The organism is Acinetobacter marinus (assembly GCF_900096915.1).
Classification (GTDB): Bacteria; Pseudomonadota; Gammaproteobacteria; order Pseudomonadales; family Moraxellaceae; genus Acinetobacter; species Acinetobacter marinus.
The window spans coordinates 146,510-168,416 of the sequence record NZ_FMYK01000003.1 but is presented as its reverse complement, the minus strand read 5'-3'; the positions used below and the strand labels follow the sequence as shown (position 1 = coordinate 168,416).

At 44.0% G+C, this 21,907-nt stretch carries 17 protein-coding genes; 10 read left to right on the top strand and 7 right to left on the bottom strand.

The window, feature by feature from the left end:
• Positions 1-165: 165 nt before the first annotated feature.
• The gene (gene rpsL / locus BLQ60_RS06780; RefSeq protein WP_092617921.1) at positions 166-540 is read right to left on the bottom strand and encodes a 30S ribosomal protein S12; all 375 of its coding nucleotides are present in this window, start codon (positions 538-540) and stop codon (positions 166-168) included.
• Positions 541-740: 200 nt separating this feature from the next.
• Positions 741-2,273: an EcsC family protein gene (locus BLQ60_RS06775; RefSeq protein WP_092617918.1), complete on the bottom strand. Its 1,533-nt coding sequence runs from the start codon at positions 2,271-2,273 to the stop codon at positions 741-743.
• Positions 2,274-2,542: 269 nt separating this feature from the next.
• Between BLQ60_RS06775 and BLQ60_RS06770 the strand changes: the two genes are divergently transcribed.
• From BLQ60_RS06770 to hemJ, 7 genes are all read left to right on the top strand, one after another.
• Positions 2,543-3,694: an ATP-binding protein gene (locus BLQ60_RS06770; protein ID WP_092617915.1), complete on the top strand. Its 1,152-nt coding sequence runs from the start codon at positions 2,543-2,545 to the stop codon at positions 3,692-3,694.
• Positions 3,695-3,697: 3 nt separating this feature from the next.
• On the top strand, positions 3,698-6,472 hold the full coding sequence (locus tag BLQ60_RS06765) for a DUF5682 family protein (RefSeq protein ID WP_244515980.1): 2,775 nt from the start codon (positions 3,698-3,700) through the stop codon (positions 6,470-6,472).
• Positions 6,469-7,632 (top strand): vWA domain-containing protein, encoded by a 1,164-nt coding sequence (locus BLQ60_RS06760; RefSeq protein ID WP_092617912.1) that lies wholly within the window; start codon positions 6,469-6,471, stop codon positions 7,630-7,632. Before BLQ60_RS06765 ends, BLQ60_RS06760 begins: the two co-directional genes overlap by 4 nt.
• Positions 7,629-9,992 carry an SWIM zinc finger family protein gene (locus tag BLQ60_RS06755; protein ID WP_092617909.1) on the top strand — a complete coding sequence of 788 codons (2,364 nt, stop codon included), beginning with the start codon at positions 7,629-7,631 and terminating at the stop codon, positions 9,990-9,992. Before BLQ60_RS06760 ends, BLQ60_RS06755 begins: the two co-directional genes overlap by 4 nt.
• A 215-nt stretch (positions 9,993-10,207) precedes the next feature.
• Positions 10,208-13,969: a DUF4132 domain-containing protein gene (locus BLQ60_RS06750; protein ID WP_092617905.1), complete on the top strand. Its 3,762-nt coding sequence runs from the start codon at positions 10,208-10,210 to the stop codon at positions 13,967-13,969.
• 148 nt (positions 13,970-14,117) lie between these two features.
• Entirely contained in the window at positions 14,118-15,350 is a 1,233-nt protein-coding gene (locus tag BLQ60_RS06745) for a beta-ketoacyl synthase N-terminal-like domain-containing protein (RefSeq protein WP_092618688.1), read from the top strand.
• Between the two features lie 120 nt (positions 15,351-15,470).
• Positions 15,471-15,923 (top strand): protoporphyrinogen oxidase HemJ, encoded by a 453-nt coding sequence (gene hemJ / locus BLQ60_RS06740; RefSeq protein ID WP_092617902.1) that lies wholly within the window; start codon positions 15,471-15,473, stop codon positions 15,921-15,923.
• Positions 15,924-15,957: 34 nt separating this feature from the next.
• Here the strand turns inward: hemJ and BLQ60_RS06735 are convergent, their stop codons facing one another.
• Entirely contained in the window at positions 15,958-16,629 is a 672-nt protein-coding gene (locus tag BLQ60_RS06735) for an HAD-IA family hydrolase (protein ID WP_092618685.1), read from the bottom strand.
• 107 nt (positions 16,630-16,736) lie between these two features.
• Here BLQ60_RS06735 and BLQ60_RS06730 point away from each other — a divergent pair, with 107 nt between their 5' ends.
• Positions 16,737-17,510, top strand: coding sequence for a hydroxymethylpyrimidine/phosphomethylpyrimidine kinase (locus BLQ60_RS06730; protein ID WP_092617899.1), 774 nt, complete (start codon positions 16,737-16,739; stop codon positions 17,508-17,510).
• Between the two features lie 104 nt (positions 17,511-17,614).
• Here the strand turns inward: BLQ60_RS06730 and dcd are convergent, their stop codons facing one another.
• The 3 genes from dcd to BLQ60_RS06715 form a co-directional block, all read right to left on the bottom strand.
• Positions 17,615-18,184: a dCTP deaminase gene (gene dcd / locus BLQ60_RS06725; RefSeq protein WP_092617896.1), complete on the bottom strand. Its 570-nt coding sequence runs from the start codon at positions 18,182-18,184 to the stop codon at positions 17,615-17,617.
• Positions 18,185-18,259: 75 nt separating this feature from the next.
• A complete protein-coding gene (rpe, locus tag BLQ60_RS06720) occupies positions 18,260-18,946 on the bottom strand; it encodes a ribulose-phosphate 3-epimerase (protein ID WP_092617893.1) in 687 nt (228 codons plus the stop codon).
• Between the two features lie 127 nt (positions 18,947-19,073).
• A complete protein-coding gene (locus tag BLQ60_RS06715) occupies positions 19,074-19,487 on the bottom strand; it encodes a MerR family transcriptional regulator (protein WP_092617890.1) in 414 nt (137 codons plus the stop codon).
• A gap of 161 nt (positions 19,488-19,648) precedes the next feature.
• Between BLQ60_RS06715 and BLQ60_RS06710 the strand changes: the two genes are divergently transcribed.
• A complete protein-coding gene (locus BLQ60_RS06710; protein ID WP_092618682.1) occupies positions 19,649-20,695 on the top strand; it encodes an acetoacetate decarboxylase in 1,047 nt (348 codons plus the stop codon).
• A gap of 77 nt (positions 20,696-20,772) precedes the next feature.
• On the opposite strand, the gene BLQ60_RS06705 is transcribed toward BLQ60_RS06710, so the two are convergent.
• Positions 20,773-21,141 carry a winged helix-turn-helix transcriptional regulator gene (locus BLQ60_RS06705; RefSeq protein WP_092617887.1) on the bottom strand — a complete coding sequence of 123 codons (369 nt, stop codon included), beginning with the start codon at positions 21,139-21,141 and terminating at the stop codon, positions 20,773-20,775.
• Between the two features lie 141 nt (positions 21,142-21,282).
• On the opposite strand from BLQ60_RS06705, the gene BLQ60_RS06700 reads away from it, so the two are divergent.
• Positions 21,283-21,837 (top strand): flavodoxin family protein, encoded by a 555-nt coding sequence (locus tag BLQ60_RS06700; protein WP_092617884.1) that lies wholly within the window; start codon positions 21,283-21,285, stop codon positions 21,835-21,837.
• The last annotated feature ends 70 nt before the right edge of the window (positions 21,838-21,907 follow it).

Genomic DNA, 21,907 nt, shown 5'->3' with positions numbered 1-21,907 from the left:
CTAGTCTTATGACTAGATGACACTTCAGGGGAATCCAGCAGTTTGTACGAGTGTCATGTACTTACGCTGGCCTTACTATACGTCGCTTGAATTTCATATCTTGAAAAGAACTCAAACAAGCGAAACGCTAAGGTGTTTATGCGTCGTTTTCAGACAGTAATCAAATTACTTCTTAGGACGTTTCGCACCGTATTTCGAACGTGCTTGGTTACGATCTTTCACACCTGCGCAGTCCAAAGAACCGCGTACTGTATGGTAACGTACACCTGGCAAGTCTTTCACACGACCACCACGAATCAATACAACACTGTGCTCTTGAAGGTTATGACCTTCACCACCGATATAGCTTGATACTTCAAAGCCTGAAGTCAAACGTACACGGCACACTTTACGCATTGCAGAGTTTGGTTTTTTAGGTGTAGTCGTATATACACGAGTACATACACCACGGCGTTGTGGACAAGCCTTCAACGCTGGAACTTTTGATTTTTCAATCAAAGTTGTGCGACCCTTACGGATCAACTGATTTGTTGTTGCCATATGGCAATTCTCCCGTTATTGAACAACCTTACAAAGTGCTTTGAAATAGCCACTTTTTAAGGGCATGAAATTGTAGATCAAAATGCCAAATTGGTCAATATCCTCAATACACTCAAAATCAGCTATCTAAATCGATACCTTCCATAAAAAATGACTGCAATAATGCAGTCACTTTTAACGACTTTTGAACTCAACAAATATCAACTTTTACGAGGCGTCGCATCATCTTGCTGTGCAGTTGCAGACTGCTTATCTGCAGTCTCTGCCTTTGCTTTGGCTCGTGAACTTGTGCTACGTCGAGTTGCTGGCTTTACTGTTGTTGACTTAGATGTTGCTGGCTTGGTTGTCGATGATTTGGTCGTGCTTCGTTTAGATGTAGCCGATTTTTCTGTTGATGGCTTTTCAGTTGACGCTTTTGCATCCGCTTTGCTTTCTATATTACTCGCTTTCGTAGATGCTGTAGCGGTTTTCGTTGATGTTCCGCTATCCGCTGGTGTAACTTCTTTTTTTGCCAAATCTTCAACAGCTTGATGAATCTCAGCTTCAGTTTTGGGCGCTTGCTCTGTGTCTGCGTGATCTTGCTTCTCAACTTTGACATTCACAATATCAGGATTATCGTCCAAATGTTGTTGTGCAGATTTTTGCTGTAACGCTGTGATTGCATCTTTGTGCTCTGTATGTTCAAGCAGTGGCGATACATCATTTTGTGCCAAAGCGGCTACTTGTGTGTGATGTGCATAACCACGTTGATACGCTTCAAGTATCGCAATGTGCTGCTCAGGATTATCGATCAAATAACGACGAGCATGAGAGAATATTTCATCAGCTTTTTCAGCGACTTCATCCACCATTTTACTGCCATAAAATGCACCTACCAAACCGCCCAGCACTGGCGTAGTGTAGCGTAACCATTTCACTTTACCCAGCGCATTGAGCATGCCCCATTTGTATTGCCCTTGTTCATCGGTCACGGCTTGTTTAAAGCCTTCAAAGCTATAATTGCTGTCTAAAAAAGTTTGCAATTGGCTGTAGTTGCCTGTGCTCAGTACATCTTTAAAATTGCGAATACCCAATAAAAGCACTTGTTTTTCAGCGATTAAACCTAAATCCGATTTGACCAACACTTGATAGACCGCCTGTTGATCTTCTTCATTATCTAGCTCAAAACCATAGGCATGCCCTGTTTCGTAGATGGTTTTTAAAGCCAATAACACGGACAACGGTAAATCCGCCACCGCACCGAGCATGCCCGCAACCCCGCTGACACCACCTTGCAGTGCGGCGAAGATTTTATTCACTTCTTTTAATGCAGATGATGCACGCGCCGAACGCTCGACATTTTGTTGTAGCTCTTGAATGGATTTGGCGCCTGTTTCAGCAAGGACACGTTCAGTCGATGCCAATGCCATAGAGGCTTTTGCCAACAGATCCAAGACTTCATCAGCAGCAGAATCGAGCCCATTTGGCAGGACAAAGCGTGCATATTTATTCACGGTGTTGTAACGAACGCCCAAAACCTGTTTGGTCACTGTTGGAAATTGATTACGGAACAATTGATGTAAATCATCATAATCCAAATCAAAGGCTTCACGCTGTTTGGCTTGACCTTCATGCACCTGCCCCTGCTGTTGGCTATGTTTTGACAATGCCGTTTGCTCGGTATTTTTATTCAGTGGCGATACTTTGAGTGTTTGTTGGCGGATTTGTTCAACGACTAAGTTTTTGATTCCCATTATTAATGCCTATGAAAAATTATCATTCGTTTTGATTAAATGCAATTTTGGCAGAAGATGCAACTTGCAATTGTCAGCAAACGTAGCGGATATGCAAAGCCATCCTAATTTTTCACCATGTCCTAACAAGATGTTTTACCCAAATGACCTATGCAAATAGCCTATGCAAATGGCTCATCCACATGGTTTACCAACCAATAACAAGCAAACAATTTCGACTGACATATACTGAGATGAAATGACATGATGATTAGGGACAGTAGATCTCAATGGCTCAAGATTCAAAAGTAAAACCAAGCGATGCAAAGAGTGACGTTAAAAATCAAGTATCCGACAACAATCTCCAGCACATCATCCGCCAAAGTGCCGAGCAAAAATATCACTATGAACTAGCACGCTTAGCTGAGCAAGATCAGGCTAACAAACCCGCTGGCTGGCAACTCTCAGCACATGCGGTACGCAAGTTTATCTTGGGTGATCAGCACTTAGATATCAGCAAAAAATTCTATGGTGATGATGCCTTGGTCGATCGTGCTTTGGTGACGCTAATGGGCAAGCAAGGATTGATGTTGGTGGGTGAACCTGGTACAGCCAAATCCATGCTGTCTGAGTTATTCAGCGCTGCCATTTCCGGCAATTCTCAGCGCACCATTCAAGGCACAGCGGGCACCACTGAAGATCATCTGAAATATGCATGGAACTACGCCCTGCTGTTAGCCGAAGGCCCAACCGAAAAGGCATTAATCGCCTCACCCATGTTTCAAGCCATGCAACTCGGACATATTGTCCGCTTTGAAGAAATCACTCGCTGTCCTGCGGAAATCCAAGATGTGCTGGTGTCGATGCTCTCCGAAAAGCAACTGATGATTCCAGAAATGGGACAAGACGCCAGCATCTATGCCAAGCAAGGCTTTAATATTATTGCCACTGCCAATTTGCGAGATCGTGGTGTGCATGAGATGTCATCGGCATTAAAGCGACGTTTTAACTTTGAAACGGTCAAACCAATTCAAGATCGTGCCTTTGAAATTGAATTGGTGAAAAAGCAACTACAGCATGAATTACAAGATTTAAGCCATGCAGTCAAAATACCTGACAGCGTGATCGAATTATTGGTGACCTTATTTCAAGAGTTACGCACGGGACAAAGTGTTGATGGTGCCAATCTCAAAACCCCTGATGCGGTGATGTCGACTGCCGAGGCGGTTAATATTGCCCATGCTGCCAGTCTACAAGCAATTTATCTCGATCAAGGTCAGTTAAGTGCGAGCCATATCGCCCAGCAGATGATCGGTGTGGTGTTTAAGGACAATGACGATGACCGCAAACGCTTGCGCTATTATCTCGATAGCGTCGCCAAAGAACGTGCCCGTCAAGACCAAGATTGGAAGCTGTTTTATCAAGCCAGTCGTGAGTTTTAAATCATGAATGCGGTTAAGTCAGCGCTAGATCAAGGTTCAGATCAAACCAGCATCCGATTTGCTGAAATTCATGTTGATTTGCCTGAACGCTTACAGTGTGCTTTTGATAAGCAAATGATGCTTGCCACTGAGCAGATTTATTTTGCACCGATCCGTCATCACAGTCCAAGCTGTGCCATGGCGCTCAAACACTATATTGAACAGCTCCAGCCCACGCATATCTTGATCGAGGCACCGCATTTTTTTGAACCATTAATTGCAGATTTATTGTCTAAAGACACCGTGCCACCCGTGGCAATCTTTGCTCAAGCTAAACCCTTAAAACTCAGCACCAAGCAAAAAGACACAACACCGCAAGCTGATCAAGAGCTAGACCGCACGCCAGCTCATGAAATTTATTCTGCTTATTTTCCATTTTGTGAATATTCACCCGAATGGGTCGCCATGCAGGTTGGTCATGCACATGGCGCACAGTTACATTTCATTGATCTGGATTGGGATAAGCAATGTCAATTTAAAGCCAATCAGCCTCAAGCCAACGCAACCCAAACCAATCTGATGGCAGAGCGCTATTTGGCGCACAGTCAATTTATTGCGCAACTGGCACAGCGTCTGCATTGTCGCAATCATGATGAGCTTTGGGATCATTTATTTGAGCTCAAATCCGCACAGCAATTGGCGAATCCGACGCAATATTTCCAAGAAGTGCTGACGTGGTGTGCCTTGGCGCGGTTAGATTATGAAAATGAGGTGCTGTACCAAGAGTGTTCTTTGCAACGTGAATATTGCATGTTGCAACATATTGAAAAGTTTAGAAATCATCACCCCGAGCAGGCAACAAACAAGTTACTGGTGGTCACTGGGGGCTTTCATACGTTGGCGCTGATCGAACAGCTCAGCCTAGACCATACAACAGCGACCGATCCGCAAAATCATTCAATTATCCCATCTTTAGACAAATTTGATCTGGCTTTGGATGCGCTCAACAATGAGCCCGCATGGCAACAAGATGCGTGGTTGATTCGCTATAGCGATGATCGGTTAGATGCCTTAAATGGCTATGCTTCTGGCATGCCCTCGCCTGCGTACTATTTATACCAATGGCTACATCAATGGAAAAATCAATCGCAACAACAAATTCAACAACAGATTCAACCTTATGACCACACTACCGATGATCTTACCCAACAGCATTTTTACAGTTTACTGAATGAACTTTGTCATCAACTTCAGGCAGGTAAAGCGCTGGAGGTCACCACTTTTATCGCACAAAAAAATACCGCAGAAATTGCTTTTGGACTTGCCAGCTTGCGTGGGCATCTCTATCCAAGTCGTTATGATCTGCTTGATGCGTTGCAAACAGCGTTAATCAAAGGCGAGATGGATGGTGGTCAGCAGTATTTTTGGCAAGTGGTGCATGAATTTTTAAGTGGACAAAAGCTCGGAAAAGTGGCTAAAAATCAACGTAGTCCTGCACTCCTACAACAGACCTATGCCACAGCCCAAAATTTTCGTTTTAAACTCGATGATACGTTGAGTAAAACACGGCAACTGGACATTTACCGCAAACCGATACAGCAAAAAATCAGTCAATTTTTACATATGCTCAGCTTTTTAAATGTCGGCTTTGCCACACAGTTGTCAGGTCCTGATTTTATTCACGGCACGCACATGGATTTGCTGTTTGAGCAGTGGCAATACGCATGGACGCCATCGGTTGAATCTCGTTTGATCGAGCTGGCGGAGCAAGGTGAGGATATTGCTCAAATTGCCATGCTAAAACTTCAACATGCCCAAGCCGAATTACAACAACAAGGTTTTGCCCAGTCTGCGCAGCACTGCGCCAAACTGTTTGCACAAGCATGTAAATTTGGCTTAAAACAACAGCTCCATCAGTTGCAACAGCATTTAGATGAACTGCTGACACAGGATATTGATCTGGGTTCGTTGATTCGTAGCGCCCAGCAATTATTTTATTTGTGGCATGGACGAATGCTTTTACAGTTGCCGAGTCATGCGCTGGAACATAGCCTGTATCTTGCGATACAACAGGCTTGCTATCAGCTCAATCAAATCTATGACACCCATGCTGAAAAAGTCGATGCACATCTAATACTTGTACGGGATTTACATCGGTTGATTGGTCAGGTGCAACAGCTTTTACCAAATATTGGTATGAAAGATATTAATGCAAACGACGCTGAATTGAATGATGTAGCAGTACCGAAAGAAACTCAGACAATCAATCATCTTAAGGCATTATTTTATCAACAGATTGATCTGCATCAGCTAAACATTCCTGAATTATCTAAACTCAAAGGTGCGCTACTTAGCATCATGTATTTGGATCAACGCATTGACTTGGCGCAATTGCAACACACGATTGAAAATGAATTTGCTGTTGGCACAGATGCCGAGGTGGCGGTGAGTTATCTACAAGGGCTGATGTCGATCGCACCAGAAGTATTCATTCAATCCACACTCGCAATCAAGAGTCTACAATCATTAATGGGCACGTGGACTGAGCAGACCTTCTTAGCGATTTTGCCTGATTTGCGCTTTATTTTTAGTCAGTTGACACCAAAGCAAAGCCATCAACTTTCCCAGCACGTTGCGCAGGATTTGGGCTTATCCAATCAAGCGGATTTATTGCAAGTGCATCACGACATCAGCGTAGAGGATGTGCAACATGGTTCGCAGTTGAACCATCAATTAACGCAATTATTACAAAGTGATGGTGTGCTGTCATGGATCAAAGATGTGGAGCAAAGCCGATGAACCCATCCCCTCATACTGACGATCAGAACAATTTAGATGAGTTAGCGCAAGCTCGGCGCTGGCGACTGATATTGGGACGTTATGCCGATCAACATTTGGCACAAGCCAATCTCTCAGGCGAACAACTCAAACTCGAGCGTTCCCTAGATTATTTATATCGTCACGAATATCAGCGCCGAGGTATCGAACAGGACAGCAATCGTCACGGTAGCCTCGATGCGTCACAACTCACAGCGATCAATTGGCTCAATCAAAGTCGCCAGCTATTTCCCAAGTCCACCTATGAACGCATGCAAAAACATGCACTTGAGCGCTATGGCTTAACCGAATTACTCAATCGTCCAGAACACATTCGTCAGCTCGAAGCCAATCCCGCCACCGCCAAAGCCATTCTCAGCATGCGAGGCAAACTTAATGCGGAAATGCGTGATGCCATTCGAGCGTTGATCAAAAAAGTGGTTGAACAATTGATGCAGCGCATTCGTCCTCGATTTTTAATGGCTTTTCAAGGACGTCGCAATCGCTTTCAGCGTTCGATGATCAAGCAAGCACAGAACTTTGATTGGCGCCGAACCATTCAGCACAATCTCAAACATTATCAACCTGAACTTGGCAAAATTATTATTCAACAGCCGTATTTTAATGCTCGAGTGCAACAGCATTTACCGTGGGAGATTGTGCTGTGTGTCGACCAAAGTGGCTCGATGATGGATTCGGTCATGCATGCTGCGATTACCGCCAGCATTTTGGCGGCGCTCCCTGCGGTGACTACGCATCTGGTGCTGTTCGATACCCAAATCGTTGATCTAAGTCATCAAGCACATGATCCCGTCGAAGTACTACTCACCATTCAGCTTGGCGGTGGCACCAATATCGCCCAAGCCCTGCGTTATTGCGGTCAAAAAATTACCCAACCACGGCGCAGTATCGTGGTGCTGATCAGTGATTTTGAAGAAGGTGGATCATTGCCTGCGCTGTACCAAACGGTGAGTGAATTGGCTGAGCAAGGCTGTCGTCTGCTTGGACTAGCGGCTTTAGACGATGCTGCCAATCCCGTCTATGATCGACAAACTGCGCAGGTCTTGCAAGATCGTGGCATGCATATCGGTGCGATGACCCCAGAGCATTTAGCTGAGTGGCTGGCTGAGGTGATGCAATGAGCTGGCAAATGTATCTACAGTATGATGAGGACAGCCTGACCAGTTTGAGCAATATTGGCTTATTACGCCGTGCCAAAAAATCCGTCGATCAAGTGCAATTGGCAAATAGCCCTGTAGAATTAAGCGCTGATCACGATGTATTACAGTTTCAGGTCGAAGAGTTTCAAGTCGGACTCCCTGCGACAGGCATCACCAACGCACGATGTACCTGTCCTGCCAGCGACTGTTGTAAACATATTTTGAGCAGTATTTTGTGGCTACAACAACATCCTGAACAATTACAACAAACGTCTACCGATGTCGCATCAGCACCGCAACCTGAACATGCGGATGTCGCTGATCAGTCAAAAAATCCACCAACCATTCCAACTCAAAGTAGTTCAGCATTAGACAGTTTGCTCTCGCTAGACAGTACAGCAATGCTAAAAGCAACACGTAAAGCCGAGCGACGCTTGGCATATCACATCGTCCAGAAATGGCAAGCTGATCCGACGCAATGTGAAATCGACATTCAACAGGACAAAATAAGTTTTAAAACGAATTTTTCTACGTCAAAAATTCATTATTTTGCTGGGGCAACGCCTGAAACCATGCTCTCTGATATCGCCAGTGCTCAAAAAATTGCCGTGCATCTGGCATGTATTGCGTGGTGTTTTTTAACGCAACAAGACGCGTCACAACCTAGCTCAGAAAAAAACAGCTCAGAAAATAGTTCTGAAAATAGCTCAGCAAATCGCTCACAAAACCATTCAAAAAACACATTCGCACAATCATGGCAATGGTCTGACGATGTCCTAATCGAGGCTAAAGAAGAAAATACAAATACTTTAAACGAAGATGATCTTGCCCTAATTGATGCCTTAGAATTGCAGTGCCAAGCCATTCTTGCACAAGGATTATCGCATCTGTCTAAGACCAGCATCATGGCATTGCACTTGCTCAATATGCAGGCTCGAGCACAGCGTATGCCCCGTTTAGCAAGCCTATTACGTCATTTGCATGGTCAACTCGAAAGGCTACATGTCGAGGATATCCAGATTGATGAACGACAAATCTTTGTCGAGTTGGCGCAGTTTTATACGTTTTTGGCGGCATTAAAATCGCCGAAACTCTCTGCTGAAAAGCGACTACAACTCACTGGCAATGCACAAAAATCGTTTCAAACGCAGACCTTGAGTCATCTGATTCCACTGGGTGCGGATTGGTGGCATGCGCCAACGGGAGCACAAGGACTAACCACTTGTTTTTGGGACACAGCACAGCAATGCCTTGTCAGCACCACCCAAGCCCGAGCCAATCATTTAGATCAGACCTTTGACCAGCACAGTGCTGCACAAACAGGTATGTGGGGCGTCAGTCTCAATCATCTGATGCAATATCAATTTTCCCTTGACCACGCCAAAGCCTCCACACCTCCAATCAATGATGCATCGCAAAGTCTTCAGCACAGCAAGAACTTCAACTTAAGCCCAAACAAAGATGCGAATTATCACCAATTAGCGCTTTTTGATACATTGTCGCTGGAGCAATTTCAACAGCAAGTCACAGGAATTTCTGATTGGTCAACGTTGGCAGAACAGGTTCGTCCTCACTCAATCTTTGATCAAAACCAGTCGCACTATGCCCTACTACACATTGCCCGTATCACCAGCCTACAGCTCAACGAATTGCAACAGCAGTTAGAGACATGGCTCAGCGATCAGCACGGTCATCAGCTGTTATTACAACTGGAGATCAATCCATCAAATCATAGCATCGCAGACAAACTGCAATACCATATCGATCACAGCAAAATCATTGCGGTACTGGTGCGTATACAACGTCAAGCAGGACAATTGCGCTGTACGCCATGCACGTTGATCTTGCAAGATCGGCAAAGGCTACATCTTTTCAATTTACACTATGACTATATCCGCTATTCTGGCAAACGCACGATTCCACAAAGCATCAGCGCACGCATCGAAAAACTGCTGAAAGAAAAAAAGCGCTTGCTGAATGTGCCACCGAAAACGCCACTGCAACAGTGTTTGTCGCAATGTCTATCAATCCTTGAGTTTTATGCCAATTCGGGGCGTCAGCAATTTGACTCAGCACATCAGCAACAACTTGCAGGGCTTGGTCAGCGTTTCGAGGACTTAGGGCTGAATCTGCTGGCGGATGTATTGGCTCGGTACGACACGATTCAACCACAATCGCACCGACAATCAAAATCGCAACGGAAAAATCAGCCACAGTCGCAACCGCAACCACAAAGCGATATGCCTGATTATTTAATGAAAATTCGGCAAGTCATTCACAGTATTGAACTGTTGCAAAGTGATTTACCGATGCGTACTCAACCCAACCCTGATGACATGTAAAAAAAGATGAGCGCCGAATATCAGCGCACACGTCATATTTGAATTTTCGTAGAAAACCCTGCAACACGGTGACAAATTGTGACGCATTACTACCGAAGCAGGCTTTTGTAGCGGTGCATAATCCGCTATGGTTTCAGCGATGTGATGAATATTTTTTATTTTAAAACGATTTTTAATATTGTGGACTCAACGCAAAATCTAAAAAGGAATCAGCCATGATCGAACAATCAGGACCTTCAGGAAAAAATAAATTTAACGCCAGCACCGATCTGGACACCTTAATTCACGCCATCGTTGCACCACTCGATCATATCGAAAAAGGTTTAGCAGATCAGAGTTATCACTATCTGATGTCAGGACAATATCCCGAAATCCTGCTCACGCTACGTCAATTGAGTAACGATCGCTTGACCTTATTGCTCGGCAGTCCGCTGACCAGTACATGGTTTTATCACCCAAGCATGCTCAATACTGAAGAAAAAAAATCTGCCAAGTATTCTGATCAAGCCCGTGATCAGCTCTACCAAAAACAATTTACCCAGCTTGAAGACGTGCAGTTAGTCCGTCTAGGACATTGGTTATCTGCCTGTGTCAGTTGCTTAAAACTACAACCGCTTTATGTCAACACACCCGATTGGCTGAGCGCACTGCTTACCGACCCACTGGTCGCCTCGATCAAAGCACAGCGCTATAAAATGCAGCAACAACCACTGCATTTAAGCACCTTTGAGCGTGGTGACTGGCATATTGATCGCCTCAATCAGATTTTGACTGCTGAGGAAGGCGCTGGGCATGAGGATCAACTGATTGGCGTATTGTTCGATCGCAATGGCATCAATGAATACAACAAGCAGGACTATAAATTATTATTGGCTTTGCCTGGTCTGGAGCATTATCTCACCCAGCATATTGACCAAGTGAAATTGGTTGCCAGCACCATGACTAGCCACGGACAATTGGTGTTATTAGACTATCTCAAGGATCAACCTCACCTACTCAACCTACTCAGCCAACTGGTGGTCGAGCTGGCACTGTCTTCTACTAAAAATGTCCGTGATACCGCCACAGGTCTGATCAGTAGTCTTGATCCTGAGCTTGCACAGCAACATTTGCAGGTCTATTTATTTGAAGGCAAGGGGCATGAGCGCAGTTATGCCGCAGATTTGCTTGCTCGCCAAGGCGATCAGCACCTCAACCTCTTACAACAAGCGCTTGAGCAAGAAAAGGTTAAATCCGTTCAACACACCATTCAAGCCGCACTACAACGCATCGAGACACAAAGCCGAGCGCAAAGCATCGACATCGAATTTCCTGCGGTCGAAGCCATCGCCGAGCAAAATCTACCGAGCAGTCTGATTGATCTACTCAAAGAAAATTATGCGGAAATGCTGGAAAAACACAAACAATACGCTGAGCAGGAAATCGAAAATAATAAAGTGTATGGCACCTATCAAAGCCAATGGGCGCAAAAGCGCTATCAAGATTTTCAAAAATACAATATCGACAAACACAGCGTGGAAATCTATGAACAGCTCAATGGCGAACGAGAGTTTGTGCGTTTTAATGATTTAAATATTATTTATCACGGCAATAAAATCCAGCGTCTGCCTGAGTACACGCTATATCATGCGCTACGTGCCATGAAAATCAGTGGCACCACCTTGCATTGGAGCACTGTATTTGAGTTTCGTGCTGAGCCACGGCATTTTATCGATTTGGATTTGCGTCAGCTTGAGTCGATCTTGGATCAACTCAACTATACCCACCCTGCCCGAACCATTGCCGATGGCTATCTACAAGAATATCAGGATGGTCTCAACCGTCGCATTACTGATGCGGATAAAGTGGTGCCATTTTTCCATTTGCACCCTGAGTTTATCGCAGAAGCGCTGGGATTATTGCCAAGTCGTGCAGCACATTACTATCACTTTTCTGCCAGCAAAGCGATTAAGCTACTGGAAAAATTCCCGCAGATTCCACAGCAATATATCGGCAAATTGCTCGAACTGGCTTTGGGTCAAGCCAAAACCACACGACTTGAAGCACAGCATTTATTAACCAAACTACCTGATATTCACCTGCAAGCCATTGAAGCACTAAATAATGGCAAACAAGACTTGCGTGTCAATGCGATTGAATGGCTCGCTCGTTTGAGTCATCAAGATGCGATTGCGCCACTTTATGCTTTGCTCAAAAAGGAAAAGAAAGAAGTGGTGATCGCTGCGGCGCTGACCGCACTTGAGCAACTCGGTGAGGATATTAGCGACTATCTCACCCCTGAAAAACTACTCAAAGATGCGCAAAAAGGCTTAAAAGGCAATATCACCGTGGCATTTAACTGGTTTGATTTTAACACTTTACCTAAAGCACAGTGGCAAGATGGTAGTGAGGTCAATCCAAGCATCATCAAATGGTGGGTGATTCTTGCCGAAAAACTCAAAGATCCTGTGCCCAATGCCCTGCTACAGCGCTATGTCGAGTTACTCCATCCGAAAAGCCAACAACAGCTTGGACTATTGTTACTACAAAGTTTTATCCAATATGACACCCGCCATCCAAGTATCGAAGAAGCCACCGAGGTTGCGGTCAAACAAGCACCGAGCCTGCTGAAAAGTTATCAAGACAGCTATCAACGCTACGGTCAGCAATATCCTGATTATTATGGACGTTATGCCAACATCACGCTTGAACAAGTGCAAGAGGAAATTAAGCGTGGACATCTGGCAATCTATCTCGGCAGTGCCATTAAAAATAAAGGCATGTTAGCACTCGCCTTTCAAACCAGCGCCAGTACAGCAGTCAAAATTCTGCAAGATTATATGAAACAGCATTATCAACGTCGAAGCCAGATCGAGGCGATGCTGTCCAGTCTTGCTGTACAAAATGATCCGATTATTATCCAGTTATTGCTGAGCATTTCACGTCGTTATCGCACTGCTTCGGTACAAAATCTTGCCAAGTCTTTGGTCGAGGACATCGCCGAGCGCAACGGCTGGAGTCGTGATCAGCTTGCCGATCGCACTATTCCAACCGCGGGCTTAGATGATCAAGGCGTGCTCAGCCTAGATTATGGACAACGAACGCTACATGCCAGCTTGGACAGTCAGGATAAATTCATCCTCAAAAATGAAGATGGCAAAGTGCTAAAAGCCTTGCCAAGTCCACGCCAAGGCGATGATGAGGCGCAAATCAAAGACACCAAGGCGCAGTGGTCAAATGCCAAAAAAGAACTGAAACAAGTGCTCGATCTGCAAACCCAGCGCTTGTATGAGTCGATGTGTAGCGAGCGTCTGTGGCATGTTGCAGATTGGCTGGAGTATATTCTTGTGCATCCGATCATGAGCAGACTGATTCAGCGTTTAGTTTGGCTTGAAGTCGATGATACGGGTAAAATTGTCAATCAATTTCGCCCCACCGAAGATGGCAGTCTGATCAACTTGGACGATGATGAAATCACCCTCGACTCGACAAACCAAGTCAAACTGGCACATGCGGTACTCATTGATGCGGAAACTATTCAAGCGTGGCAAGCGCATTTTAAAGACTATAAAATCAAGCCATTATTTGATCAAATGAGCCATAACTTGCCTGAGCTGAATGATAAAAACTATATTGACGATCACAAAGGCTGGATCACCGACACCTTCACTTTGCGGGGTGTGCTGAATAAACTCGGCTACCAACGTGCAACGATCGAAGATGGTGGCTCGTTTGACCGTTATTATAAAGCCTATGACAGCTTAGGGCTGTCCGCCGTGATCGGCTTTAGCGGTAGCTATGTGCCAGAGGAAAATATCGATGCCGTCTTATACGACTTGAGCTTTGAAGAGCAAACCGCTCGCTCTTGGCAAGATGATAAAATCCCACTGAAAGACATTGCCAAAGTGCTCTTAGCGGAAAGCTATGCTGACTATTTACAGGTTACAAATGCCTGCCGAGGCTTTGATGAACAGTGGCAAAAAAAGACCCCGTGGTAACAAATCCATGATCTGCGAAAAGGTATTTTAATTTCGAAACTGCACAGCCTTTGTGCAAGAAAAACTAATACCTTTCGCCATTGCGAAGCATTTGGAAAACCGCTTAAATGTTGGCAGTGAATTTTTTTATTTTTGCAAAGGACTCTCCATGAATCGTCGTGTTGTAATTACGGGTATGGGCATCAACTCATGTATCGGAAATACCTTAGAAGAAGTCAACCACTCCCTACAAAATGGCATTTCAGGCACACGCCACAATGCGTCCTATGCAGAATTGAATTTTAAAAGTCACGTCAGTGCCCCTGCTGATCAAGACTTTGACAACATTGATCGTAAACTGAAACGCTTTATGGGCGTTTGCGCCATGTATGCCTACAATGCAGCGGTCGATGCAGTACAGCATGCAGGCTTACAAGTCGAAGACCTCGCAGGCAATCCTCGCTACGGCATCGTCGGTGGTAGTGGTGGTAACTCGACTGCATCGGTTGCCGAGATGATCAAGCTGTTAGAAGAAAAAGGCGCCCGCAAAATCGGACCATTCTTCGTACCACGCAATATGAGTAATACCATCACTGCCAATGTCGGTGTGGCGTTTAAAATGCAAGGGATCGCACATTCGATCACCAGTGCTTGCGCAACCTCTGCCGATGCGATCGGCTATGCTTACAACATGATTCAACTCGGTAAACAAGACTTGATGCTCGCTGGTGGCGGTGAAGAAGATCATTGGTCACAAAGCCTCTTGTTCGATGCGATGGGTGCGCTCAGCTCAAAATATAACGACACTCCAGAAGCGGCTTCTCGTCCGTATTCCAAAGATCGTGATGGCTTTGTCATTGCAGGTGGTGGCGGTTTTGTGATGCTCGAATCACTAGAACATGCGCAGGCGCGTGGTGCTAATATTCTTGCCGAAGTAGTTGCTTATGCTGCCAATAGTGATGGTCATGACATGGTTGCACCAAGCGGTGAAGGCGCAACTCGCTGTATCTTGATGGCACTCGAAGAAGCCAAAGCACATGGCGTAGAAAAAATTGATTACGTTAATACCCACGGTACATCAACCCCAGCGGGCGACATTACCGAACTCAAAGCCATGGAGCGTGCGTTTGGTGAGGGCAAAGTGCCAGCGCTCAGCTCAACCAAATCAATGACAGGTCATAGCCTAGGTGCAGTCGGTGTGCAAGAAGCGATCTATTGTGTGTTAATGATGCAAAATGACTATATTGCACCGAACATCAATGTCACTGAACTCGATGAAGGTGCAGCTGGCTTTGACATCGTGCTGGAAAAACGTGATACCCCACTCGATACGATCATGAGCAACAGCTTTGGTTTTGGTGGCGTGAATGCCTGCCTGATTTTCAAAAAATGGGCTGGCTAACCGCATAGCCCTTTTGATAGTCCTTTTTTCGGTTCGACGAAACACTGCAATTACTTGCAACAATTTGTTATCATAGGCGAATTGTTGCAAGTTTTTTTACATTCAGTCTTTGGAAAAATGATGGACGCACCGTCAGAAGCCTTTTTATGGGTGAAAGCGCTACACATTATTGCCGTGGTGTGCTGGTTTGCCGCCCTATTCTATCTCCCTCGTTTATTCGTCTACCACGCCATGAGTGATGATGCGATTAGCCATCAACGCTTTCAAATTATGGAACGCAAACTGTATCGTGGCATCATGACCCCTGCAATGATCGGCACGCTGATCACGGCACACTTCCTTGTGGATTGGGGCGATGCGACTCGTCACTACCATGAAGCGACGTGGTTCTATATCAAAGTGGCTTTGGTCGGGTTACTGGTGGTTTATCATTTTGTTTGTGGTTACTACCGCACAAAACTCATCGACAATGCGCATTATAAATCTCACAAATTTTGGCGATTTTTCAATGAATTACCAACAGTGATTTTGATTGCCTGTATTATTCTAGTGGTGGTTAAGCCTCAATTTTAAGTGCTCTATTACCAATCACCATTTGGCAAATCAGCTAGTTTAAACGATCTAGTGCTGTCATGAGCGCAGAAAAATTCATAATCATTTGATTCGGCTGCGCTTGTGCAAATTCCTCTGCCGTGCCATAGCCATAAGTGACCGCAATACTTTTGACACCATTCTGACGAGCACCCAAAATGTCAAACTCACGATCTCCGACCATGACTGTGGCTGTTGCATCCAAGTTTTCTTGTGCCAAAAGATAAGTGATCAACTCGCCTTTATTGGTGCGTTCGCCTGTCAGTTCACTGCCATAGATTTTGATAAAGTATTTTGCCAAATCAAAATGTTCTAAAATCTGCTCTGCATAAATGGTTGGCTTCGCTGTTGCGACAAAAAGTCGATACCCTTGTTGCTGTAATTTTTCTAAGGTTTCTGCGACTTCAGGATAGACTTCATTTTCAAACAAACCAATCGTACTAAACCGTTCCCGATACAAAGCCAACGCCTGTTCTGCCAATTGATCTATATTGACAGTGTCATCGTCCGATTGTAATAATTTTGCCAAAGAGGCTTTCAGTGGTGGTCCTATACACCAATCCAAGTCCACTTCATCAGCAAGCGGTCGCCCGAGTTTTTGCATGGCGTAACGAATACAGGTGGTAATGCCAAGTTTTGGATTGGTCAAAGTACCATCTAAATCAATCAAAATATTTTCGATCTTCATCTCTACAATCATTTATCACTTCATTTCGTTCAAGATGAATTTTGACATAGCTCTTGTTAGAATGTCACTGACTCTCTTAAATCCAATTTGAATAAAGGAACTGTGCAGTGCGCCCAACGGTATTATGTTTTTCAGGATTAGACCCATCAGGTGGAGCAGGCTTACAGGCTGACATCGAAGCCATCGGACTGAGTGGTGCACATGCAGCGATTGCCTGTACTGCGCTGACCATTCAAAACTCGCAAAATGTCTTTAGTTTTGACGCCACTTCAAAGGATTTACTTCTTGCCCAAGCCAACGCAGTGATTGATGATTTACCGATTAATACCGTGAAATCTGGCATGCTCGGTACGACGGACAACATTGCTGCTTTAGCTCAGTTTTTAGATCAACATAATGATTTAAAATATGTGCTTGATCCTGTATTAGTGGCGAATAGTGGTGGCTGTTTGGGCGATTTACCGACTTTGGTTGAAGCCTTTAAAGTGCTGATTCCACGAGCGACGGTGATTACGCCGAATACCGTTGAGCTACGTGCATTGACAAGTTGTGAAGATTTAACCGATGCCACGCAACGGATTTTTGAACTGGGTGCACAAGCTGTTTTGGTCAAAGGCGGACATGAGAAATTGCCTGCCGATGTGATCATTAACCGCTTATATGTCGCAGGTGAATTGATCTATGAGAGTGAAATGCCACGCATCGATGGCGAGTTTCATGGTTCAGGCTGTTCGTTGGCGAGCTTTATTGCAGGACGCTTGGCGCTGAATGATTCATTAGAAAAAGCCGTTGAACTTGCTGAAAAATGGTTACATCGTGCATTAGAGCGTGCTGATAGTCCGCATGTTGATGGTCAGAAAATGCCGAGACGTTTTACCTAAATCTCGATTAGCTAAAAAGCAGGCTTTATCTAAATTTTTAAAATTCCATAAAAAAATGCGAGCATCTTCTTCCGATACTCGCATTTTTTATTCAAGTGAAATACTTATGCTTTAGGCAAAGTCACACCTGTTTGACCTTGATATTTCCCACCACGATCTTTGTATGAGGTTTCACAAACTTCATCACTTTCAAAGAATAACATCTGTGCCACACCTTCCCCTGCATAGATTCGTGCAGGCAAGTTAGTGGTATTGGAAAATTCTAGGGTCACGTGCCCTTCCCACTCAGGTTCAAGCGGCGTGACATTGACGATAATGCCACAACGTGCATAGGTCGATTTGCCCAAGCAAATGGTCAAAACATTCCGTGGAATACGGAAATATTCTACCGTGCGAGCTAGTGCAAAAGAGTTTGGCGGAATGATGCACACGTCTGATTCAATATCAATAAAACTTTTATCATCAAAGTTTTTCGGATCGACAATCGCAGAATGCACATTGGTAAATACTTTGAATTCACGGGCACAGCGCACGTCATAGCCATAACTCGATACGCCATAGGAAATCAACTTTTCGCCATGTTCATCATAACGAATCTGACCTGAAGCATAGGGCTCGATCATGCCATGTTGCTCACTCATTTCACGAATCCAACGATCAGATTTGATTGCCATAATTATTCCAATTTATCAATATTTAAAAATTTTAACGATACTAACGCAAATTACCTGAAATGCAAATGCAATGACTTACACCGTTTTATTGCCAACTTGTTCAAGCTCACTGCGCATCTCATCTATTACTTGCTTATAGTCAGGTTTGCTAAAGATCGCAGAACCCGCCACAAACATATCTGCACCTGCTTCGGCGATTTCACGAATATTGGCAGGTGTAACACCGCCATCGACTTCAAGATAAATATCACGACCACTGGCATCAATGATTTGACGGGCTTGGCGTAGTTTATCCAACGTGGTTGGAATAAATTTCTGCCCACCAAAGCCTGGGTTGACACTCATTAAAAGGATTTGATCAACTTTATCTAAGACATAATCCAAATAATGCAAAGGCGTTGCAGGATTAAAAACTAGTCCTGCTTTGGCACCGCCTGATTTAATCAATTGCAATGAACGGTCGATATGATCAGATGCTTCAGGGTGAAAGGTAATAATATCCGCACCCGCTTCTAAGAAGTCACCAATCATGCGATCTACAGGCGATACCATCAGATGCACATCAATCGGCGCTTTAATGCCATAATTTTTTAAGGCTTTGCAGACACCTGCACCAAAGGTCAGATTCGGCACATAATGATTGTCCATCACGTCAAAATGCACCACATCCGCACCTGCCTCTAGTACCCGTTCTACATCCTCACCCAAGCGAGCAAAATCGGCAGAAAGAATAGATGGCGCAATAAGATATGGCTTAGACATGATTCACCTGAATGTCAGTTGGCTAATTGTGGTCGCATTATAACAGAGCTTTGCTTTTAATTTTTTATCACGATTGAAAATTGCCGATGACCAGCACATTGATCACAAACAAACTAAAGTGAAATGATTAATTTTCAGACTCATCATAATAAATATTCATCAAGCGGTTGGCATTTTCTTCACAGCTCATATCCATGGGTTTATCTTGGATTGATTCAGTTAAAGCAATCAAATTTTGCTTATTCTCCGCCAACATTTTTTGCATGGCGGTAATTTCTGTGATTTTTTCTGTCAGCGTTTTGATTAGCAGATCATGATTCCATTTAGTTACATTCACAGGAATCAATGCTTTAATTTCATCAAGGCTAAAGCCAACTTGCTGTGCTTGCTTTATCAAAAATAACTTCTTTAAATCCTCTTCTGAGTATTTGCGATAGCCATTCGATAAGCGCTCTGCTTTGGGCAACAGCTTGATCTGTTCGTAGTAGCGGATGGTTGGTGCATTAACGCCACTCAGGTTCGACAGTTCACTAATATTCATTTGAAATTACCTCTTGACCTTAAAGTTAGCTTTAAACATAGCATACATTTAATGAATACTCAGAGGCTAATATGATGTTTAAGAAAGCTCGTTTAAAGCACAATCGTTTAAAGCACAGTCGTTTAAAGCAGTCTATCAGTCCAGTTGCCATCAACTTTGCAATGATCAGTTCTGCACTGGCGTCGACAACGATACAAGTCACATCAACACCTATACCCACACCGAACATTCAAAATAATACTACTGTGACGAGCAACATCGTCATTGCCGACCAACCGCAGACGCAATACCCAAATGCGACGGAATTTACCGAAGTAGAATTTGGTCCGCACAAAGTCCAAGTCCCTAAAGGTGGATTTTATGATCGCTTTCGTATGAATCCTGATCTCAATGAAGTCACTAAGATTCCCGAAGCTGGAAACCTCGACTTCTTTAGAAAGATACCAAAGCAACAAGTCGAAACTCGTGTCGGTAAAGTTTGGTCGCCGAACTATTACTACCGAACAAAGAATGTACAGCTATTGATGCTTGCACCGATTGACAAGCTCAAAGCCAAACTCAATGAGAAAATCGAACCGATGAATCTCTTTGGCTATGGCTTAGTATCACTGACCTTCTTTGCTTATGATGTGGCTGATAATGATCCCTATGATGAAGTATCAGTTGCGATCGTGACTCGTCGTCCTGATGCCAAAGGCTCAAATATCATGGAAATGATCAGCTCGATTCGTAACCGTGATTATTATGGTCATGTACTTGCCCTACCTGTCGATACCGAGATTGCACGTGTGCGTGGTGTCTATGGTTATAGCTTGCCAAAATGGTTAACGGCAATTGATCTGAAGATTGATGATCATGTCACTGCAACCTTATACGACACCAATGGCAAGATAGATGTCAGCCTAAGCGCACCAACGCCAAAGCTAAAAACGGTAGAAAATGAATCACGTCTTGAAAAGAAAACCATGCTCAATGAGGTTGATGGTACTTGGTATAGCTCATCTGTTCAGGCGAACAACATCACCTTTAGACAAAAATTCTTTCCAAGTGCTGTAGAGCTAACGTATAACGGTGGACCAGTGAGTAAATTGCTGGATGAGCTTGGTGCCAATAAGATCATCCGAATGGATGTGATCAAAGATGCGCAATTGGCTTTACATATGCCAAAACCGATTGACGCATGGAATGTACAAACTACAGCTAAATAATTTTTATGGTTTTATATACTTATCTTGGGTGATTATTCTTACCCCCTGCCTAACCTTCCCCCATAAGGGGAAGGAACTCAATGTTTTTGATCAAACTCCGATCTTGCCTGCAATACGCTATCCATGTTTTCCTCAACCCAACCTTTCAGTTGATCCGCTGTTTTTGCAAAGGCTTTGCCAAGTTCAGTCAAGGCATATTCAATCCGAATCACATTGTCATCATGAATGGTTCGAGTCAGCATACCATCGCGTTCTAAGATTTTTAACTTTTGCGAAAGCACTTTAGGAGAAATGCCCGTCACGCTTTTTTTCAGTTGATTGAAGTGCTGTGCATCCTGATCAAGTGTATACACGATCAGTAAAATCCATTTGTCTGCAAATTTTTCAAAAAAAATACGTGAGGGACAATCTGGATGAAACACATTAAATTTTAATGGCTTATTCATAATGATCACACTCCATTTCTACAAAAACCACCTAAAATTAAAAAAATAACATGGTGGTTACCAAGTGGTAACTAATTGATACTAGGTTTCAAAAGTGTATCATGATTTTAAATCAATCACAGCACATCGTAGGAAAAAATCATGTCTAGCGTATCTCTCGTTTATTTTTCAGGCTATGGACACACCAAAGTCATCGCAAATACTTTTGCTTCAGAGATCAATGCCAATTTGATCGAGATTGATGCGAATGGTGATATTACAGAGCAAGATTGGCAGACCTTAGATCAGTCCGATGCCATCGTATTCGGTGCGCCAACCTATATGGGTACAGCACCGTGGCAGTTTAAAAAGTTTGCGGATGCCTCATCTAAACGTTGGTTTACACGAGCTTGGTCAGATAAGATTTTTGCAGGCTTTACCAATAGCGCAAGCCTCAATGGTGATAAACAAGTAACTTTGATCCAAATGCAAACTTTGGCATCACAGCATGGCGGGATTTGGGTTAGCTTAGGTTTAGCCCCTGCCAATACTAAAGCTGCAACCCGTCAAGATGTGAATAATCTTGGTGGTTCTGTAGGACTGCTGGTACAGTCGCCTTCGGATGCCAGTGTTGATGAAATTCCATCAGGCGATTTAGACACTGCCAAACTGTATGCCAAACGTGTGCAAGCGATCACGGATAAATTCAACGCATAAAAAACCGACTCACCAAAGCAGATCAAAAAACACATTAGCAAAGCCCTCAATCATGAGGGCTTTGTTGTTT

What these genes read in the sequence shown, in the direction of transcription:
- BLQ60_RS06755 (WP_092617909.1), top strand. Translation starts at nt 7,629, where the DNA reads ATGAGCTGGCAAATGTATCTACAGTATGATGAGGACAGCCTGACCAGT.
- BLQ60_RS06765 (WP_244515980.1), top strand. Translation starts at nt 3,698, where the DNA reads ATGAATGCGGTTAAGTCAGCGCTAGATCAAGGTTCAGATCAAACCAGC.
- BLQ60_RS06760 (WP_092617912.1), top strand. Translation starts at nt 6,469, where the DNA reads ATGAACCCATCCCCTCATACTGACGATCAGAACAATTTAGATGAGTTA.
- BLQ60_RS06770 (WP_092617915.1), top strand. Translation starts at nt 2,543, where the DNA reads ATGGCTCAAGATTCAAAAGTAAAACCAAGCGATGCAAAGAGTGACGTT.
- BLQ60_RS06710 (WP_092618682.1), top strand. Translation starts at nt 19,649, where the DNA reads ATGATCAGTTCTGCACTGGCGTCGACAACGATACAAGTCACATCAACA.
- BLQ60_RS06750 (WP_092617905.1), top strand. Translation starts at nt 10,208, where the DNA reads ATGATCGAACAATCAGGACCTTCAGGAAAAAATAAATTTAACGCCAGC.
- BLQ60_RS06715 (WP_092617890.1), bottom strand. Translation starts at nt 19,487, where the DNA reads ATGAATATTAGTGAACTGTCGAACCTGAGTGGCGTTAATGCACCAACC.
- hemJ (WP_092617902.1), top strand. Translation starts at nt 15,471, where the DNA reads ATGGACGCACCGTCAGAAGCCTTTTTATGGGTGAAAGCGCTACACATT.
- BLQ60_RS06705 (WP_092617887.1), bottom strand. Translation starts at nt 21,141, where the DNA reads ATGAATAAGCCATTAAAATTTAATGTGTTTCATCCAGATTGTCCCTCA.
- BLQ60_RS06745 (WP_092618688.1), top strand. Translation starts at nt 14,118, where the DNA reads ATGAATCGTCGTGTTGTAATTACGGGTATGGGCATCAACTCATGTATC.
- BLQ60_RS06775 (WP_092617918.1), bottom strand. Translation starts at nt 2,273, where the DNA reads ATGGGAATCAAAAACTTAGTCGTTGAACAAATCCGCCAACAAACACTC.
- rpsL (WP_092617921.1), bottom strand. Translation starts at nt 540, where the DNA reads ATGGCAACAACAAATCAGTTGATCCGTAAGGGTCGCACAACTTTGATT.
- rpe (WP_092617893.1), bottom strand. Translation starts at nt 18,946, where the DNA reads ATGTCTAAGCCATATCTTATTGCGCCATCTATTCTTTCTGCCGATTTT.
- BLQ60_RS06700 (WP_092617884.1), top strand. Translation starts at nt 21,283, where the DNA reads ATGTCTAGCGTATCTCTCGTTTATTTTTCAGGCTATGGACACACCAAA.
- BLQ60_RS06735 (WP_092618685.1), bottom strand. Translation starts at nt 16,629, where the DNA reads ATGAAGATCGAAAATATTTTGATTGATTTAGATGGTACTTTGACCAAT.
- dcd (WP_092617896.1), bottom strand. Translation starts at nt 18,184, where the DNA reads ATGGCAATCAAATCTGATCGTTGGATTCGTGAAATGAGTGAGCAACAT.